The organism is Streptomyces natalensis ATCC 27448 (assembly GCF_000935125.1).
Classification (GTDB): domain Bacteria; phylum Actinomycetota; class Actinomycetes; order Streptomycetales; family Streptomycetaceae; genus Streptomyces; species Streptomyces natalensis.
The window spans coordinates 1-18,822 of the sequence record NZ_JRKI01000029.1; the positions used below are offsets into that span (position 1 = coordinate 1).

Consider the following 18,822-nt stretch of genomic DNA (forward strand, 5'->3'; position numbering starts at 1 on the left):
GTTGCCGGCCGGCCGGCCGCCAACCCGAGGGCGGTACGCGCACGAGCAGCACGCCGAGTGTCATGAGGACGGCGTAGGTCACGCCGTGCACGAGGAAGGTCTTCGCGATCCCATCCGTGTCGCTGCCGAAGGCGGAGAGCATCTGCGTCGACCAGGGAGAGGCGATCAGTGCGCCACCGCCGAAGCCCATGATCGCGGTGCCGGTGGCCATGCCCGGCCGGTCGGGGAACCACTTCATCAGGGTGGACACCGGCGAGATGTAGCCGATGCCCAGGCCGATCCCGCCGACGAAGCCATAGCCGAAGACCACCAGCCAGTAGGAGCGGGTGGCGACGCCGAGTGCGGCGATCAGGAACCCGGTGGAGAACGCCACCAACGAGACGAGCATGGCCCATCGCGGACCCCTGCTCTCGACGAGGGTGCCGCCGAAGGCCGCGGAGAGCCCCAGTACGAGAATGCCGACCTGGAACGGTAATGCGCTGGCCGCCCCCGAGATATGCAGCGCGCTCTCCAGGGGTAACTTGAAAACGCTCCAGGCATATACCTGGCCTATCGACAGGTGGATCGCCAGCGCAGCCGGGGGCACCAGCCAACGACTCCATCCTGGTCGCGCGATGATGCGGGAATGCTCAAGAAGTCGCACCGGCGGTCTACCTCCCGGGCCTGGGCAGAAGTAATTGAAAGGCGAATTGCCTGGATGCATGTCCAGCGGCCAAGCGGTGGCGAGTGTAGGGCAACTGATCGCCTCTGCCAATGGTTTGACCTGTCTGCTGTCGAGTGTGGCGACGTTTGCCGGAGGGGAACACTCTGCGCGTAGAGCGGCGCTTTCGGGCGATGTCGGACCACCGGCGACGATGGCCGGAGAACTGCTGGCGATGGTTCGTCAGAAAGCAGCGTGATTCGCCCAGGCAACGGGTAAACGGGTCGAACGGCCCCGGGCCCCGGAGAGAGGTCGGCTCCCCCCGGTGGGCCTCAACCGGAACGGCTGCTACTGTCCGGTAGTGGGCCAACTCGTCGCCGGTCCAACGCCTTTGACTGCACGGAGTGGACCACTACACTCCCTGCCTCAACGGCTGTAGGTGGACCGGTCAACGCGCCGAAACCTGGAGAGAATCATGACGAGAGACATGCGGCCTCCCGCTCCACCCCCCTCGGCGCCGACCACCGGCCACGGATTATCGGCCCCTTTCACTAAAGCCTGCGACCAGCCCTTGTGCGGCCCGGCAGGCGAGCCCGACTTTGCGGCGATCCAGGCCAGCCCGGAGTTCACCCGGCTTCGCCGACGGCTGCGGCTGTTCGTCTTTCCGATGAGCGCGCTTTTCTTTTGCTGGTACCTCACCTTCGCCCTGTTGTCCGCCTACGGTCATGAATTCATGCGGCGCAAAGCCGTCGGCGAGATCAATGTGGGGACCCTCTTCGGCCTGCTGCAATTCCTGTCCACGATCATGATCGTCGTGACCTATGCGCGCTTCGCCAAGAAGCGGCTCGACCCCCAGGTCGACCGGATTCGCGAGCAGGTGCGGGCCGACGCGGAGGTTGGCAGAAAGTGATGGTGCCGATCGCGGCCGGCACGACCGGCAGTCCGACGCTCAATGTGACCGTATTCGTCGCCTTCGTCTGCATCACCTTGTACGTGGTCTACCGGGCCAGCGGCAGCAGCCCCACCGCCTCCGACTACTACGCGGCAGGCAGCGGTTTCAGCGGGATGCAGAACGGCATCGCGCTGTCCGGCGACTTCCTCTCCGCGGCCTCCTTTCTCGGGATTTCGGGAGCAATCGCCGTCCACGGCTACGACGGGTTCCTCTACTCCGTCGGATGGTTGGTCGCCTGGCTGGTCGCCCTGCTGCTCATCGGCGAACGACTGCGTAATACCGGCCGGTTCACCGTGGGCGATGTGATGGCCTTCCGGATGAAACAGCGCCCGGTACGGGCGGCGGCGGCCAACGCCACCCTGGTCATCACGTTCTTCTACATGCTGGCCCAGATGGCCGGCGCCGGCGGTCTGATCGCCCTGTTGCTCAATGTGCACAGCAAGGGCGGGCAGGCCCTGGTCATCACGGCCGTCGGCATCGTCATGGTCTTCTACGTCCTGGTCGGCGGCATGAAGGGCACGACCTGGGTGCAGATCATCAAGGCCACCCTGCTGCTGCTCTGCGTGACCTTCATCAGCGTCTTCATCCTTGGCAAGTTCGGCTTCAGCCTCTCCGGACTGCTGGGACATGCGGCGCAGAACAGCCCCTTGGGCGAGCGCTTGCTGGAACCGGGCGGCTGGTACGGCCAGAACGCGATGAGCAAGCTCGACTTCGTCTCGCTGTCCCTGTCGCTGGTCCTCGGCATCTCCAGCCTTCCGCACGTGCTGATGCGCTTCTACACCGTGCCGGATGCCAAGGAGGCACGCAGGTCGGTGGTGTGGTGCTCCTGGTCGATGTTCACGTTCTACCTGGGGATCCTCATCGTCGGATACGCCGCCACCGCACTGGTGGGCCCGGACAAGATCTTGGCCGCCCCTGGCGGGGAGAACTCCGCGGCACCGCTGCTCGCCTTCCGGATCGGCGGCGCGGTGCTGCTCGGCGTGGTCTCCGCGGTGGCCTTCGCCACCATCCTGGCGGTGGTCGCCGGTCTGACGCTCGCCGCTTCCGCGTCGTTCGCGCACGACGTCTACGCCAACGTACTCCGGCACGGCAAGGCGGATCCGCGGTCCGAAGTACGGGTCGCCCGCCTGACGGCGATCGTGATCGGTTTCCTGGCCATCATCGGCGGCATCGTGGCCAACGGCCAGAACGTCGCCTTCCTGGTGTCGCTGGCCCTGGCGCTCGCCGCGTCCGCGAACCTGTCCACCATGCTCTACTCCCTGTACTGGAAGCGGTTCAACACCACGGGGACGCTGTGGAGCATCTATGGCGGGCTGGTGTCCGGACTGCTGCTGATCGCCTTCTCACCTGCGATGTCGGGCACGCCCACGTCCATCGTCAAGGGCGTCGACTTCCACTGGTTCCCGCTCACCAACCCGGGCATCGTGTCGATTCCGCTCTCCTTCCTCTGCGGGTTCCTGGGCACGGTCCTCAGCAAGCAACCGGCGGATCCCGACAAGCAGGCGGAGATGGAGGTACGAGCACTGACCGGCATCGGCGCCAAGCACTAGCGTCGTCATCCACGCCGGCTCCCGACTCGTCGTCACCGCCGGCCGACCGGTCACGGGCAACCGCAAACATTGCTGATCATTGACGGTCCTCAAGGCGCTGCGGAGCCTGGCCCGAGACGAACGCCTGTCAATGCCGACCCGTGACGACTTCCTGAAGGTGTACTTCTGGTGGACCGGGCCCACGACGACCGCTTCCGCATCACTGAGGAGGCTCGCCGACGAGCTGGGTGCCGACCTCGGCCTCCGACTGTCGGACCGCTCCCCACCTGCAGTTTTGTTTGGGGCCTCTGCCCGTCAGAGACCGAATAGGAATTCGGGGCCCGGCACCACCGATGACAGGCAGCCCCGAACGCCGCCCGGAACCAGAGAAACCGGCCGCTACGAAACCCGGGGCAGCTCAGAGTGTCGGCGGCTGGTGCGGCCGGGGGACGGGCCGGTGTGCGGGCGGTCACCTGGAGCCGCAGCCCGCGGGGGATCAGCGTGGCGACGCGACCGTGGCACGGATAGGCCGTTCGACACCGGCGCGGAGGTGGCGGCCACCACCTGGCTACCCAAATCGGTACATTGCCCGCTAGGGCAGACCAGGATCCCAGGCGCGGCGATGGTTGCGCCCTGTGCTCATGAACCTCGCGGGCGAGGAGAATATGTTCGAATTGAGTGCGCCGATCGTGGCCACGTTCCTCGTGTATGCGGTCGCCATGATCGGAGTAGGTGTCTGGGCGTACACCCGCACTCACACCTTCGCCGACTTCGCCCTGGGGAGCCGCAGGCTCAGCGCGTTGGTCGCCGCCCTGTCCGCAGGGGCCAGTGACATGTCCGGCTGGCTGTTTCTCGCGTTTCCCGGAGCGGTGTACGCGGCCGGCATCGGCGCCAGCTGGATCGCCGTCGGCCTGGCGGTCGGCACCTACCTCAACTGGCGGTTCGTCGCGCCGAGACTGCGCACGTACACCGAGCGTGCCGAGAACGCCTTGAGCCTGTCGGCCTACCTGGAGGAGCGGTTCGAGGACCGCACCCGGATGCTCAGGATGGTCTCGGCGGCGGTCACCCTCGTGTTCTTCACCGTCTATGTCGCCAGTGGTCTGGTCGCTGGGGGGTTGCTGTTCGAGCATGCCTTCGGCGTCCGTTTCGGACTCGGGGTGACCCTGACGGTCCTGGTGATGGTCATCTACTCGGGCCTGGGCGGCTTCCTCGCCGTGAGCCTGACGCACGTGATGCAGGCGACGCTGATGTTCCTCGCCCTGCTCGTGGTCCCCCTGACCGGCATCGGGTCCCTCGGAGGCTTCCGGGAACTGCGCGATGCCCTCGACAAGAAGGCACCGGGCCTGCTGCAGATGGGGGCCAAGGTCAACTACGCGGACGGGCAGTGGTCGGCAGGCGGGTCGCTCGGCGCCGTCGCGATCATCTCGCTGCTCGCCTGGGGTCTCGGCTACTTCGGTCAGCCGCACATCCTGGCCCGCTTCATGGGCATCCGCAGCATCCGGGCCATCCCCGCGGCCCGCCGTATCGGAACGGGGTGGGTCGTCGTCGTACTCGCCGGTGCCACCCTCGTCGGCCTCGCGGGAATCGGGCGGCTCGGCACGCCGCTCCACGACCCCGAGACGGTGTACATCGTCCTGAGCCGCGTCCTGCTCAATCCCTGGATCGCCGGAGTGATGCTGATCGCCGTACTGGCCGCGATCATGTCGACCGCGGACAGCCAGCTTCTCGTGTCGTCCGTCGCGCTCACGGAGGACTTCTACCGCGCGTTCCTCAACCGGCGTGCCTCGGACAAGGTGCTGGTGTGGGTCGGCCGCGGGGCGGTCGTCGTGGTGATCCTGGTGGCCTTCGTGATCGCGCTCCACGGCGGCGGGCTGCTGGGCATTGTCGCCTACGCCTGGGCGGGTTTCGGGGCCGCCTTCGGGCCGGTCGTCCTCCTCTCGCTGTACTGGCCGCGTATGACCTGGGCGGGGGCCATGGCGGGGATCGTGTCGGGCGCGACCACGGTGCTTCTCTGGAAGGAGATCAATCCACTGCTCGGGCCGCTCAACTCGGGCGTCTACGAAATGGTCCCGGGTGTACTGGTCGCCACGGCCGCCGCACTGGTCTTCGGCAGGTTCGTCGGCCGGCCGCCGAAACGGGCCTTCTGGCGGATGCCGGGAGGCGGGGTGAGCCAGCTGATGCTCACGCCGTTCCTCACCCACGCACCGGTCGGCATGGCCGTCCTGGACACGGATCTGCGCTACGTCTGGGTGAACGAGCCACTGAGCCGCCTGATCCCCCTCGAACAACGACTGGGGCGGCAGGTGGGAGAGGTGCTGCCCAGGCCGGAGGCGGAAGCGTTCGAGGAGCGGATGCGCAGGGTTCTCGAGACCGGGGACCCGGTGCTGGACTACGAGTTCCGCGGCCCCAGCTACACCGACCCCGACCGCACGCGCGCGGCCTCCGCCTCCTTCTTCGCCATGAAGGACCGCCAGGGCCGGTACGTGGGCATCTGGTACATGGTCATCGACGTCACCGAGCGCTGGCGGGCCCAGGAACGCCTGGCTGTGCTGAACGACGCCGGTGCCCGTATCGGCAGCACACTGGAAGTGACGCTGACCGCGCAGGAACTGGCCGACGAGGCCGTACCGGCCGTCGCCGAGTTCGTCGCCGTCGACCTGCTGGACTCGGTCATGAGGGGCGAGGAGCCGACCCCCGGACCGGTCGGCATGACGCCCGTCATCCGCCGAGCGGGGCAACAGTCGGTGCGCGAAGGCTGTCCGGAGGCGTCTCTGGCCGTGGGCGAAACGGTCCGGCGTGCGCCCTCGTCGCCCGTGACCCGCTGCCTGCTGGAGAGCAGGACTCTCGTGGAACGGATCCTGGACCGCGCCACCAGCGCCTGGGTGACCGAAGACCCGTCACTGGGCGCCTCCATCCGCGAGTTCGACTTCCGCTCCCTGATGGTGGTTCCGGTGCGGGCGCGCGGCGTCACCCTTGGCGTGGCGACGTTCGCCCGCTCCCGGCGTCAAGGGCCCTTCGAGGACGACGACGTGCGGCTCGCCGAGGAACTCGTCTCCCGCGCGGCGGTGTGCGTCGACAACGCGCGCCGCTTCACCCGCGAGCGCAGCGCGGCCCGCTCCATGCAGCGTTACCTGCTGCCGCAGGAGCTCGCGGGAGGGTCCGCTCTGGAGGTGGCGTCGTGGTACCTCCCGGCGGATGCCCCCAGCGGTGTGGGCGGTGACTGGTTCGACGTGATTCCGCTCTCCGGAACCCGGGTTGCACTGGTCGTCGGGGACGTCGTCGGACACGGTATGAACGCGGCGGCGACCATGGGGCGTCTGCGTACCGCAGTACGCACGCTCGCCAATCTGGACCTCTCCCCGGACGAACTGCTGGCTCATCTGGACGACCTGGTCATCGGCCTCATGGGGCCGGCGGAGGCCGAGGACGAAACCGCTGCTGCCGCGTTCATGGGAGCCACCTGTCTGTACGCCGTGTACGACCCGGTCAGCAGACGGTTCACGCTGGCCCGGGCCGGTCACCTCCCACCGGTGATCGTCCGCCCGGACGGCACCGCCGACGTCCTCGACCTGCCCGCCGGACCGCCACTCGGCCTCGGGTACCTCCCCTTCGAGTCCGTCGAACTGGAGCTGGCCGAAGGCAGCCTCATCGCCCTCTACACCAACGGCCTCCTCGAGACCTTCGACCGGGATCTCGACGCCGGGCTCTCCCGACTGGGCGAGGCCCTCGTGGAGCCGAGGCCGACCCTGCAGGAGACTGGCCTGGGTGCGGTCGACGCCCTGCTGACCCATCCGCCGTCCGACGACGCGGCCCTGCTCCTCGCCCGGACCCGCGTCCTGGCTCCGGACCGGGTCGTGTCATGGAACCTGCCCAGCGACCCGGCAGCTGTGGCGAACGCCCGCACCCTCGCCGGCCGACAGTTGACGGAGTGGGGCATGGACGACCTGACGTTCACCACGGAGCTCATCGTCAGCGAACTGGTCACCAACGCCATCCGCCATGCCACCGGACCGGTGAGTCTGCGCCTGATCCGGGACCGCGGCCTGATCTGCGAGGTCTCCGACGCCAGCAGCACGTCGCCGCGCCTGCGCCATGCCCGGACCACCGACGAGGGAGGACGGGGTCTCCTGATCGTGGCCCAACTCGCCCGACGATGGGGCACCCGCTACACGACGACCGGCAAGATCATCTGGACAGAGCAGGACATTCCCGCCGACATGGGTGCCCGGTGGTGAGCGGGTCCCGCATTGGCCGGGCGAGACGGTACCCCGGATCCAGCGGGCCCGCGTCGTGGGCGGACCGCGCTTCTGCGGCGCGCACTGACCGCCTGCGTCGAGGGCTCCGGTCACGCGGCATCGCCCACCGCATCGCCCGCAAGTGCATCGAGTCCTCACAGCGGCTCGGCCGTCACCGTTGGGTGGTCGAGAGGACCGTTTCCTGGCCGGCCGGCTGTCGACGCCTGCACCGTCGCCACGAACGCACGGCGGAACACTTCCTCACCTTCGTCGCCATCGCCGCAGCCCTCATCGGCTATCGCCACCTCATCTGAAGGAGCGGCACCTTCACCACGGCTCATCCACGCCGGCTCATCCACGCCGGCGGATCACCGCTTTGCCCGCATCCAAGTCGATGCCCGTCCGGGGCGGAGCTCCATCATGCCGATTGTCCTGCAAGGTCAAATCCACTCGGCGCTGTTCCAGTTGTATGTGCTTGTTGCCATTCCACATCGCGTGCAGTTCCTCGGTCATGGTGGCACCCAGGCCCACTCCGCCGGTGGGAGTACGGCCGGCCAGGCGCCGACGCAGCCACACCGGACGACCAGACCTGAGCACCACCTGCCGCGCTGCGGCCAGCAAGAATCCACCGATGACAGGCACCAATATGGCCATCAGGCTCGCGAGCATCACCATGCTCACCCAACACCCAGGCGCGACCCACGGTTCCTCGCCTTCGAGGTGCTACGCGGACAACCACCTTCGGGCAGCATCGCCTCACCAAAAAACGACGTCCAGGCCAAATGAAACAGACAGGGGCAGGCCCTACACCGGGTCTTCACCGCACGCGATGAAGACCCGATGCTCCCGGAATGTTGAGCGCACGGGCGCCAAGAGCGGAATGAACCGTTTCTTGACCTCCCGTACCCTATGCGCCTGTTCGCTCGCCTGCCAGGGTTCTCGTGCAAACCGCTGAGGTACGGGGAGAGGGGACTCTCGGTGAACTTAAAGGTGAGATCGGCACTGGTGGCCGGCGTGCTGGCGGCTGCGGCAGTGGCGGGAACAGCGGGCACCGCCCAAGCGAACACCTACCAGTACAACGTGATGCTCCAGGACTACGCCACCGGCTACTGCCTGGACTCCAACGGCGGCGATGTCTACACCAATCCGTGCCAGCCCGGTAATCCGTGGCAGCGGTGGAACGTCGTGTCCTACGACGGCAACGTCGGTGGCTACTACGACCGGGTGCAGATCGTCCATCGCAAGGAGGGCAACTGCCTTCGAGTCCAGTGGTCGCACTCCGTCTCGTCTCCCAGCGGCTGGTTCGCAACCCGCGCGGCCGGGTGCAATTCGAGCGACTACCACGACCAGTGGAACATGACCTGGGTCGGCAACAGCTCCGGCAACCCTCGTAACAGTTGGCAGTTTGCCAACTACCAGGCGGACACCAATCTCAACGAGGTGCTCTGCCTTGATCGCGGGCAGGAAGGACACTGGAACCAACTGCTGTGGGACCAGGGCCACCCGCAGAGCGCCCCGGTCGCCAAGACCACCTGCTACAACCACACCAACCGGTACCAGATGTGGAACATGGTCCATTAGAGCGTGTCCGAGGGGACGGGTGACGGACTCGTCAGCAGATTGTTCCGTCAGTTGTGGGACGGGGCGATCTGTGCGACACCGCGTGTGCTCGGATGGAGCCGCATCCTCCGAAGAACGTGGGCGGGGGCGGGGGCGGGGGCGGGGGCGGGCGATGGAAGAACCACCGCACAGTCATCAACGGCACCCTCTTCCGCCAGCAGACCGGCACACCGTGGCGTGACTTGCCTGCACGCTTCGGGAAGTGGAAGACAGTGCATGACCGTCACCAGCGATGGCCGGCGGACGGCACGTGGGACCGGATCCTTCGAGCCGATGCTGATGTGGAGGGGCAGATCGACTGGAGCGTGGTGAGCGTGGATTCCACGGTATGCCGTGCCCACCAGCATGCCGCCGGGGCCCACCATCGGGCAGCGCGGATACCAGGACGACAACGTCGCCCTTCTCAGCATCGGTCCGATGAGGCGGTGGGCCGCTCACGCGGCGGGTTCACCACCAAGATCCATCTGGTGAGTGACGGCAGGTACCGGCCGCTGGCTATCCTGATCACGCCCGGACAGTGGGGTGACGCACCGCAGCTGATCTCAGTCCTGGACCGTGTTCGCGTTACAGCTCTCGCCGTGACCGCCGTTACCCGCGGCGTCGGCAGATCCGCACACCATCCCTGAGCGCAGGGACCAGCGGGTCTGGGTCGCGGCCAAATAGCCGCATGGCCACCTACACCTCGATCATCTACGTCACCCACTCCGGCTACTGGGTCAGCGAGCCCACCTGCAACGTCAGCGACAACCCGGGCACGGAAGGCGACGGCCTTGTCGGGCCGGGGCAGGGCTCAGCCACCATCCAAACCGGGCTCGAAGACGGCCCCGTAAAGGTCATCGTCGACAACCTGAACCCCTGGCCCGCCGGGCAGACAGGGCCACAGCCACCTGAACCCCAGCCGCCACCGGCCTCACGGCCCCACACCGACACACATCAGCACGCCGAGGAGGCTCCATGCGCTGGGACAACCTGAGCGTACGGGCTGCGCGCGACAAGGCGGCGTCCCCGCGGGCGAGGTGTCGGGCAGCTTTCCGGGACGCTCCTTCACACCGAGATACGTACCGAGGAGCGGGTCGAGGGCGGCGAGGTCTTCGACATAGCGGTCGGCGACTTCACGGGGCAGCGGGTTCCGGGAATCTGACGTACGCCATCTTCGTGCGGAGTGGGGGTGCGCGTCAGCGGGATTCTGAGCTGCTCTTTCGCTCGGTCCGGTCGGGTTCGGGGGCGGGAGCGCCCTCGGGCCGGGGCGGCAGCAGCGGTCCGCAGTCCCACTGCTGGAAGATCAACCGGGTCTCGACGCGCGCCACTTCGGGCCGCGAGGTGAACCCGTCGAGGACCAGTCGCTGCAGATCCGCCATGTCCGCGACCGCGACATGGACGAGATAGTCGTCGGGCCCGGTCAAATGGAAGACCGTAATGGACTCCGGCAGCGCCCGGATCCGCTCCACGAACGGCCCCACCAACTCCCGCCGATGCGGTCTGACCTGCACGGACAGCAGTGCCTCCAGGCCCCGGCCCAGCTTCGCCGGGTCCAGTCGCAGCTGATGGCCGAGAATCACTCCCGAGCGGCGCAGCCGGGTCACCCGGTCCAGGCAGGTCGACGGCGCGACACCGACCTGCGCGGCGAGATCGCGGTACGTCATCCGCGCGTCGTTCTGGAGCAGCCGCAGCAGATCGAGGTCCACCGGATCCAGTACGACAGAATCGGTCATATTTCGAACGTAACACGGGGTCCGGCACTCCGACCCCGCTCGGTGTTCAGAATCCTGAGCATGGACTCCGGCAGCTTTGACGCATACGACGTACCGGCCGACCCGCAGGGAACCGGCCATGATCTCGACAGCACCGGTCGTCGTGTCCCGGGCGTGCCCGCACCCCGGGCGCTCGCCACCGAGGCGGTGCACGCCGGGCGGGACGACCTCGCGCGGCAGGGAGTGCACGCCCCGCCGATCGACCTGTCCACGACCTACCCCTCGTACGACAGCCGGGGCGAGGCCGCCCGGATAGACGCCTTCGCGGCCGACGGCGCCGAACCGGAGGGCCCGCCCGTCTACGGCCGCCTCGGCAACCCGACCGTCGCCCGCTTCGAGACCGCCCTCGCGCGTCTTGAGGGCACCGAGAGCGCGGTCGCGTTCGCCACCGGGATGGCCGCGCTGAGCGCCGTGCTGCTCGTACGCAACGCGATGGGCCTGCGCCATGTCGTCGCCGTACGACCGCTGTACGGATGCAGCGATCACCTGCTCACCGCAGGGCTGCTGGGCTCCGAGGTGACCTGGGTCGACCCGGCGGGCATCGCGGACGCGCTGCGCCCCGACACCGGCTTGGTGATGGTCGAGAGCCCGGCCAACCCGACCCTCGCCGAACTCGATCTGAGAGCCGTCGCGCACGCCTGCGGTTCCGTCCCGCTGCTCGCCGACAACACCTTCGCCACGCCCGTGCTGCAACGCCCCGTCGAGCAGGGAGCCCGTCTCGTCCTGCACAGCGCCACCAAGTACCTGGGCGGCCACGGAGACGTCATGGGCGGCGTGGTGGCCTGCGACGAGGAGTTCGCCGGGCGGCTGCGCCAGGTGCGGTTCGCCACGGGCGGAGTGCTGCATCCGCTCGCGGGCTATCTGCTGCTCCGCGGTCTGTCGACGCTGCCCGTACGGGTCCGAGCCGCGTCCTCGAACGCGGCGGAGCTGGCCGGCCGGCTCGCCGCCGACCCGCGCGTCGCCCGCGTCCACTACCCGCGCATCGGAGGCGCCATGGTCGCCTTCGAGGTAGTCGGCGACCCCCACGACGTCATCGCGGGCGTCCGACTGATCACCCCGGCCGTGAGCCTCGGCAGCGTCGACACCCTCATCCAGCACCCCGCGTCCATCAGCCACCGCATCGTGGACGCCGACGACCGCCGCGGCGCGGGAGTCAGCGACCGGCTGCTGCGGCTCTCGGTGGGGCTGGAGGACGTCGAGGACCTGTGGGCCGATCTCGACCGGGCGTTGGGGACGGCGTCGGGGCCGGGCAGGGTCCTCCGGGAAGCGGCGGTCGCGAACCGGTAGAACCGCAGACGACGACCGGCCCGGCCAGGTGTCCGCGATGGCCCGGCATCTGGACGAGCAGGTCACCGCGTTCCGTAATCGGCCTCTGGACACCGGGCCGTATGCGTTCATCTGGGTGGACGCGCTGACCCAGAAGGTCCGCGAGGGCGGCCGCATCATCAACGTGCACGCCCTGATCGCGGCCGGTGTCAACGCCGACGGACACCGCGAGATCCTGGGCCTGGACGTCGCCGCCGCTGAGGACGACGCCGGCTGGCTCGCCTTCCTCCGCTCGCTGATCGCCCGCGGCCTGTCCGGTGTCCAGCTGGTCGTCTCCGACGCCCACGCCGGCCTGGTCGACGCGATCGGCGCGGTCCTGCCCTGCGCCTCCTGCACTACCGGCCGGGCCCCGGACTCCGCGAATTCAACCTGAGTAACCTGCACTCATTCAAAGCCTGAACGGCACGCGACACGACACGGCCCGCCGTCCGCCGTCCGCCGTCCGCCGTCCGCCGTCACCGTCGAGCAAGGCGCCACACTCGGCTGGGGCCTTACGTCGGACGTCACGGCACCATCATCGGAATCGACGACTCCGGCATCTGCGGACCGATGGCTTCGATCGAGCCGCGCCTCGGCTTCACGACCGACGCCGTCATCCAAGCCGCCCGCGAACAGCTCGGCCCGTCGTTGTCACTCCGGTAGAGGTCAAGTGCAAGCGCCAGTAGGCCGATGGCGGTGGCATGAAGACGCGTTCCGCCGCTGCACGCCGCCTTGTCTCCCGCCGCCTGCTCCGGATGGCCATCGCGCTGTTTGCCGCCCTTTGGGTGGTGGTGCCCGGGCCTCCCGCCGCGACAGCCAAGGCTTGTGCGCGGTGCCCGGCGGCGACTGTGGACGAGGGGGGTCTTCGGGCACTGTTCGGATCGGAGAACCGTGTGATCCGTACCCGCGAGCGGGTGGTAGCTGTGACGTTCAATGCGGCATGGAACGACGCCGGTGTGGACCGCGTCCTCGCTGAGCTCGCCCGCCGGCACGCGCCTGCCACATTCTTCCTGACCGGCGACTTCGCCGACCGATACCCCCAGGTGGTGAAGAGGATCGCGGCTGCGGGACACGGTCTGGGCAACCATTCCCACAGCCACCCCTACTTCAAGGACTTGACCGCGGCCGGAAGACGCCGCGAGGTCTGGGCAGCGGACCGGTCCCTGCGGGCGGCCGGGGCAGGAGAGGCCCTGACCCCGCTGTTCCGGTTTCCCTACAGCGAGACCACCCCGGCCCAGATCAGGGAGGTCAACGGGCTGGGATTCGCGGACGTGGAATTCACCACCGACACCAATGGCTGGAAGGGCACAAAGGGCGGCATGACCGTGGAGCGCGCAGTGGCCAGGGCGCTGGACGCCCTGCGCCCAGGGGCGATCCTGCAGATGCACGTCGGGGCGCGCGAGGGCCACACCGAAGTGATCGACGCCCAGGCCCTGCCACAGATCCTCGATGCCATCACCGTCCATGGATACCGCGTCATCGACCTCCGCACCCTCCTCACCTCCCGGCCCACCTGTAGTCGCCCCGCGGACAAAGGAGCGAGCCTTGCGGGCGGGGCCGGCACACCTACCAGGCGAGTTCACCGACGCGCCGCACGTCCTCGGTGATCTGTGCCTCTGCGTGTGCCTCGCCCCCGCAGACGGTCAGCCGCACGTAGCCTTCGCCTCCAGGGCCGCATCCGCTCGCGGGGATGCCCAAGAACCCGGGCGACGGTAGCGGTTGGCCCATTTCGACGCGCACGCGCGGGAGATGCCATCTCGGCCGCCACGTGGGCGATCGGGCGGTGCCGGCAACGCTGCACGAGTCGCAGCCGCCCCTCGGGGGACAGCGGAGCATTGCGGTGAAGCACAGGCGTTCCCAGCGCCAGGGATCGAGGGCGAGCTTGCCCCGGGTCTGGCCCGCTTCGAGTTGCTCCAGCACCGCCGGCCCCTCGGCCAGGGGGTGAACCTGGGGGTGCCGGGCGGGTACACGCCGTGGGCGATGAGTGCCTCGATCTCGACGAGCAACGATCGATAGATGGACGGGGCCGCGGCCACCAGGGCACCGATGTGCAGGCCCTTGACCTGGACCTGGTGGGTGAAGAGCGGGTCGTGTGTGCTGAGGCTGGCATCGCCCGAAGCGGCGCCGAACACGACGACGCGTCCGGTGAAGGGTTTGGTGACCGACAGGCTGGCCTCGAACGTAGCCTGTCCCACCGATTCCAGGACCAGATCGACACCGCCGGTCAGGCGGGTGATCTCCTCAGCCAGATCGGGGCGCCGGCTGTCCAGGACCTCGTCGGCACCGAACGCTTCGACGGTGTCGCGCTTCGCTGGTGACGCCGTGGCAATCACGCGCGCACCGTAGTGGCGGGCGAGACGGACAGCGGCAGGTGTGCCAGACGGCCGCGCCTCGCCATGGCCGGCGGTCGGGCGAATTTTCTGCGACCGGAGAGCAACCTGATGAGTTGAGACATCTATCCCGTTGTGCGAATCGGCATTTTATGACCTCTGCCAGAGGTCAGTACGGTCGGATTCATGGAGTGGAACTTTCAGGCTGCAGAAGAACTCGCGGCTGCCTTGCGTGCCGGTGAAGTGACCTCGGTGGAACTGACCGACGAGGCGATTGCCCGTATCGAGCGGGACGACAACGTGATCAACGCGATCTGTGTGCCGGACTTCGACCGTGCGCGGGCCGCCGCGCGCGGTGCCGACCAGGCGCGCGCCCGCGGCGAGGTCAGGCCGCTGCTCGGTATTCCGGTGACGGTCAAGGAGTCCTACAACATCGCCGGGCTGCCCACGACTTGGGGCATGCCGCAGTACCGGGACTATGTGCCGGCCGAGGATGCGGTACAGGTATCGCGGCTCAAGGCCGCCGGCGCGGTGGTGCTCGGTAAGACCAATGTGCCCTTGGGGCTGCAAGATGTGCAGAGCTTCAACGAGATCTACGGCACCACCAACAACCCGTGGGATCATGCTCGCACGTCGGGCGGATCGTCGGGTGGATCGGCGGCGGCCCTGGCGTCCGGATTCGGCGCGCTGTCCATCGGTTCCGACATCGGCGGTTCGTTGCGCACCCCCGCGCATTTCTGCGGCGTCTACGCACACAAGCCGACGCTCGGGCTGGCGGCGAACCGCGGCATGGTCCCGCCGCCCGCGCCGGCATTGCCGGCCGACCTCGACCTCGCCGTCGTCGGTCCAATGGCGCGCACCGCCCGCGACCTCACGCTCCTGCTCGACGTCATGGTCGGACCGGACCCGCTGACGCTCGGCGTGGCGCACGACTTGACGCTGCCGCCCGCGCGCCACGAGCGGCTCGGCGACTTCCGGGTCTTGGTCCTCGACGAGCATCCGCTCCTTTCGACCGGGTCCGCCGTGCGGGCGGGCGTGAACCGGGTGGCCGCCGCGCTCGTCGACGGCGGCGCCCACGTCGAACGGCACAGTCCGCTGCTGCCCGATCTGACCGAAGCCGCGACGCTCTACATGCAGTTGCTGTTTTCGAGCTCCGTTGCACGTTTGCCCGTCGAAGCGTACGAGCAGCTGCGGACCCGCGCCGCCGGAGTGAGCGCGGACGACCAGAGCCTTGACGCCGTGCGGCTGCGCGCCATGGTGTTCAGCCACCGCGACTGGATCGAGGCGAACAACCGTCGCGAGCTCCACCGCCACGGCTGGCGGCAGCTGTTCGCCGAGTTCGACGCCGTGGTGTGCCCGATCACGCCGACTCCCGCGTTCCCGCACGACCACAACCCCGATCTGTTGGAACGCCGGATCGACATCGACGGCGTCGAGTACCCCTACCTCGACCAGCTCGTCTGGGCCGGTCTGGCCACCATGCCCGGCCTGCCCGCCACCGCCATACCAGCAGGCCGGCCCTCCGAGGGCCTGCCGGTGGGAGTGCAGCTCATCGGTCCGATGTTCGAGGACCGCACCCCGCTGCGGCTGGCCGAACTGCTCGAGCAGAGGATCGGCGGCTTCCAGGCACCGAGGTAGGGCGTACTACCGGGTGTCCGTCGAGGATGAGGTGCGGATGACGAGCGAGGGCTGGGGCCTGGTCCTGATGCTCGCGGCCTGGCACGCGGGATCGGCCATGCCGGCCGGCTGTCCCGCCGCCTCGACAGCCGGATCGTGTTCGCATCAGACGCGAAGCCTTCGCGTCTGATGCGAACACCGAAGGTCCACCAAGGATGTTGTCTTTCCACTGACCAGCGGGAACAACCGCCACTGCCCCTGTCTGGTGTATTCGGCTCCCACCCCTTCGTCGTTCCGGCGGGCGCCGGAACGCGACCGTAGGGGGCGAAATCGGGAGGCGCAAATGCGGAGCGGACTCCATTGGATCGGCGCACCATTTGCCCCCCCGGATCGACCCGAGGGGGCGTAATCGACCGACTCGGCCCCCACTTGCGATTCGACCTGAGCGGAGACGATCAACTGGCGCTCAGTCGGGGTGTCACATCATGTGACACCAAACTGCACTCTCTGCGTGGTTCCTACTCGACCCCCTTGTTGAGCTGGTTGTAGACCTGTCGATCTTTAGCAGATGTTGGACGACGTTCTGTCTCTTGATGAAGGCCGGGGTTCGCGACACTCGCGATGAGCGTGATCGGTGATCTTGCTGGGCAGCCTGCTTCTGCTTCGTGCGCGACGGCACTGTGTGTGCACGAGGAACCTGTACGTGCCGTACGCCTCAGTAGGCTTGGGCGCTGAGCAAAGGAGCACGGCGCATGAGCTATTGCCTGAAGGCGATCACCCGCGAGGAGCATCTGGCCTTCGTCACGGCCCGGCCCTCGGTGAGCCACATGCAGGTTCCCTCGTGGGGGGAGGTGAAGCCGGACTGGCGGGCGGAGAGTCTGGGCTGGTTCGACGACAGCGACCGCCTCGTCGGGGCCGGGCTGGTGCTGCTGCGGCCGTTGCCGAAGCTGAAAAGGTACCTCGCCTACCTGCCCGAGGGCCCGGTCATCGACTGGGCCGCGGCAGATCTGGAGCGGTGGCTTGAGCCGATGCTCGCGTACCTGAAGGAGCACGGCGCCTTCTCGGTGAAGATGGGACCGCCCGTCGTCGCCCGCCGCTGGAGCGCCGAGGCGGTCAAGGCCGCAATCGCCGCCCCGCAGGCCCGGCAACTACGGGACGTGGAGGCCACCGCGCACGAACCGCGGGCCTTCGACATCGCCGACCGGCTGCGCCGGATGGGCTGGCACCAGACCGAGCCCGGCGGCGAGGACGGCTTCGCCGCAGGCCAGCCACGCTACGTGTTCCAGGTCCCCTTCGCCGGGCGGTCGTTGGAGGAGATCCAGCGCGACTTCAACCAGCAGTGGCGCCGCAACATCAAGAAGGCGGAGAAGGCCGGCGTCAAGGTCGTCCAGGGCGGCTACGAGGACCTGCCCGCGTTCTACGACCTCTACGTCGAGACCGCTGAACGGGACCGGTTCATCCCGCGCCCGCTGTCCTACTTCCAGCGGATGTGGACCGCGCTGCAGGCCGAGGACAACGACCGGATGCGCCTCTACCTCGCCTATCACGGGGGCGAGGTGCTCGCCGCCGCCACGATGCTGACCGTCGGCGAGCACGTCTGGTACTCCTACGGCGCTTCCACCAGCCGCAAGCGCGAGGTACAGCCGAATAACGCTGTCCAGTGGCGGATGATGTCCGACGCACACGAACTCGGAGCGGCTGTCTACGACTTCCGCGGCATCACCGACACCCTGGAAGAGGACAACCACCTTCTGGGACTGCTCCGGTTCAAGGCCGGCACCGGCGGCCAGGCCGTCGAGTACCTCGGCGAGTGGGACTACCCCCTCAACAAGGTCCTGCACAAAGCCCTCGACCTCTACATGTCCCTCCGCTGAGACGACGGGTGATGTGACTGAGCGCTCCTCGTGGCGGGCGAGTGCTTGAGTTGGCGACGCTGAGCGTCAGAGTTGGCGAGTCTGCCGTGTCACTCGTCGAGGCAAACGAGACCGGCATAGGAGGGGCGCGCCGTAGCGGGGGGTGTGAGACCGCGCATCCGGCGGGCAGGAGGCCGCTCCACGTGCCGGGGCCGCACGCCCTTTCCGGTGGGCGCGGGCCGTCGGATGCTGCGAAGGGGCGGGCTTGGCAGGTGAGGCGCTCGCCGGCCCACTCGGCCAACGCCACCGCGATCGCCCTCAACAGGCTCCCGAGCTGGGCAGTCCGGCGCCCGTAGCGCACGGTCGGTCCGTCCTGGCTGCGGCTGCCTTCCTCGGTTTCCACCCTCGAAGGAGAAGCTCCATGGCCCCCATACGTGCCACCGCAGCCCTGACAGTCACCGCCGCGGCTTTCTCCCTCACTCTGACCCTCGCCACCCCGGCCGCAGCCACGACCCACCCGTCCGTCCCACACGCCGCGCAACTCGCCGAGGACACCGTCAACTGTGTCGACTACAACGTCAACAGCAACCTCATCGGCGACAACCTGTTCGTACTCACCGACCTGAACCCGCAGGAGACGGAGAGCACGCCGCCCGGCACCGTCGACAGTGTGTGCACCACCAGTGCGCTGAGCACCGAACCGGCGACGATGACGGCCACCTTCAGCAACGGCACCACCAAGACCGCGACCATCCAGCCCGGGCAGTCCGTCACCTTCAGGCCCCCGCATGGTGACATCGACGACCGTATCAGGGGCGTCCTCGGCTGACTGGGATAAAAGAGCGGTAGCACCTGTCCCCGCCCCCGGCCCAGGACGGCCGGGCCGATACCTACCTCCACCGCCCCGACTGCGCCCAGGCGCTGTCGACCGGCGGCCGCTGACGGACCGCGAGGCGCTCGCAGCACTCGCCGGGCCGGACGTCACGGAGC

At 68.2% G+C, this 18,822-nt stretch carries 13 protein-coding genes and 5 pseudogenes; 13 read left to right on the plus strand and 5 right to left on the minus strand.

The window, feature by feature from the left end; translation table 11 throughout:
• On the minus strand, positions 1-586 hold a 586-nt coding region (locus SNA_RS19895), incomplete at its 3' end, for an MFS transporter (protein WP_476718251.1).
• A 529-nt stretch (positions 587-1,115) separates the two neighbouring features.
• Here SNA_RS19895 and SNA_RS19900 point away from each other — a divergent pair.
• The 4 genes and pseudogenes from SNA_RS19900 to SNA_RS41410 form a co-directional block, all read left to right on the plus strand.
• Complete coding sequence (locus SNA_RS19900) at positions 1,116-1,550, plus strand: DUF485 domain-containing protein (RefSeq protein WP_030063295.1); 435 nt, start codon at positions 1,116-1,118, stop codon at positions 1,548-1,550.
• The gene (locus tag SNA_RS19905) at positions 1,550-3,142 is read left to right on the plus strand and encodes a solute symporter family protein (RefSeq protein WP_030063296.1); all 1,593 of its coding nucleotides are present in this window, start codon (positions 1,550-1,552) and stop codon (positions 3,140-3,142) included. Before SNA_RS19900 ends, SNA_RS19905 begins: the two co-directional genes overlap by 1 nt.
• Before the next feature lie 644 nt (positions 3,143-3,786).
• Complete coding sequence (putP, locus tag SNA_RS45025; RefSeq protein WP_044366536.1) at positions 3,787-7,356, plus strand: sodium/proline symporter PutP; 3,570 nt, start codon at positions 3,787-3,789, stop codon at positions 7,354-7,356.
• A gap of 89 nt (positions 7,357-7,445) precedes the next feature.
• Positions 7,446-7,670 (plus strand): annotated as a pseudogene (locus tag SNA_RS41410) (IS5/IS1182 family transposase); the annotation flags it as partial.
• A gap of 37 nt (positions 7,671-7,707) precedes the next feature.
• Here SNA_RS41410 and SNA_RS19920 read toward each other — a convergent pair.
• Complete coding sequence (locus SNA_RS19920; protein WP_157879999.1) at positions 7,708-8,031, minus strand: DUF6191 domain-containing protein; 324 nt, start codon at positions 8,029-8,031, stop codon at positions 7,708-7,710.
• A 303-nt stretch (positions 8,032-8,334) separates the two neighbouring features.
• Between SNA_RS19920 and SNA_RS19925 the strand changes: the two genes are divergently transcribed.
• The 3 genes and pseudogenes from SNA_RS19925 to SNA_RS42535 all read left to right on the plus strand — a co-directional run bounded on the left by SNA_RS19925 (position 8,335) and on the right by SNA_RS42535 (position 9,949).
• Positions 8,335-8,937: an RICIN domain-containing protein gene (locus tag SNA_RS19925; RefSeq protein WP_157880000.1), complete on the plus strand. Its 603-nt coding sequence runs from the start codon at positions 8,335-8,337 to the stop codon at positions 8,935-8,937.
• A 53-nt stretch (positions 8,938-8,990) separates the two neighbouring features.
• Positions 8,991-9,618 (plus strand): annotated as a pseudogene (locus SNA_RS39995) (IS5 family transposase); the annotation flags it as partial.
• A 25-nt stretch (positions 9,619-9,643) separates the two neighbouring features.
• Complete coding sequence (locus tag SNA_RS42535) at positions 9,644-9,949, plus strand: hypothetical protein (protein ID WP_030063301.1); 306 nt, start codon at positions 9,644-9,646, stop codon at positions 9,947-9,949.
• Positions 9,950-10,151: 202 nt separating this feature from the next.
• On the opposite strand, the gene SNA_RS19935 is transcribed toward SNA_RS42535, so the two are convergent.
• Entirely contained in the window at positions 10,152-10,688 is a 537-nt protein-coding gene (locus tag SNA_RS19935) for an Lrp/AsnC family transcriptional regulator (protein ID WP_044366080.1), read from the minus strand.
• Between the two features lie 60 nt (positions 10,689-10,748).
• On the opposite strand from SNA_RS19935, the gene SNA_RS19940 reads away from it, so the two are divergent.
• From SNA_RS19940 to SNA_RS19950, 3 genes and pseudogenes are all read left to right on the plus strand, one after another.
• Positions 10,749-12,014: a trans-sulfuration enzyme family protein gene (locus tag SNA_RS19940; RefSeq protein ID WP_241779749.1), complete on the plus strand. Its 1,266-nt coding sequence runs from the start codon at positions 10,749-10,751 to the stop codon at positions 12,012-12,014.
• 25 nt (positions 12,015-12,039) lie between these two features.
• Positions 12,040-12,384: pseudogene (locus tag SNA_RS19945) on the plus strand (IS256 family transposase); the annotation flags it as partial.
• Positions 12,385-12,925: 541 nt separating this feature from the next.
• Positions 12,926-13,639, plus strand: coding sequence for a polysaccharide deacetylase family protein (locus tag SNA_RS19950; RefSeq protein ID WP_051877063.1), 714 nt, complete (start codon positions 12,926-12,928; stop codon positions 13,637-13,639).
• A 93-nt stretch (positions 13,640-13,732) separates the two neighbouring features.
• On the opposite strand, the pseudogene SNA_RS41415 reads toward SNA_RS19950, so the two are convergent.
• Both SNA_RS41415 and SNA_RS44045 read right to left on the minus strand, forming a co-directional pair.
• Positions 13,733-13,881 (minus strand): annotated as a pseudogene (locus SNA_RS41415) (helix-turn-helix domain-containing protein); the annotation flags it as partial.
• 178 nt (positions 13,882-14,059) lie between these two features.
• A pseudogene (locus SNA_RS44045) lies at positions 14,060-14,365 on the minus strand (zinc-binding dehydrogenase); the annotation flags it as partial.
• A gap of 183 nt (positions 14,366-14,548) precedes the next feature.
• On the opposite strand from SNA_RS44045, the gene SNA_RS19960 reads away from it, so the two are divergent.
• The 3 genes from SNA_RS19960 to SNA_RS19970 all read left to right on the plus strand — a co-directional run bounded on the left by SNA_RS19960 (position 14,549) and on the right by SNA_RS19970 (position 18,661).
• Positions 14,549-16,000 (plus strand): amidase, encoded by a 1,452-nt coding sequence (locus tag SNA_RS19960; protein WP_030063308.1) that lies wholly within the window; start codon positions 14,549-14,551, stop codon positions 15,998-16,000.
• Between the two features lie 731 nt (positions 16,001-16,731).
• A complete protein-coding gene (locus SNA_RS19965) occupies positions 16,732-17,853 on the plus strand; it encodes a lipid II:glycine glycyltransferase FemX (RefSeq protein ID WP_030063309.1) in 1,122 nt (373 codons plus the stop codon).
• A gap of 400 nt (positions 17,854-18,253) precedes the next feature.
• Entirely contained in the window at positions 18,254-18,661 is a 408-nt protein-coding gene (locus SNA_RS19970; protein WP_030063310.1) for a hypothetical protein, read from the plus strand.
• The last annotated feature ends 161 nt before the right edge of the window (positions 18,662-18,822 follow it).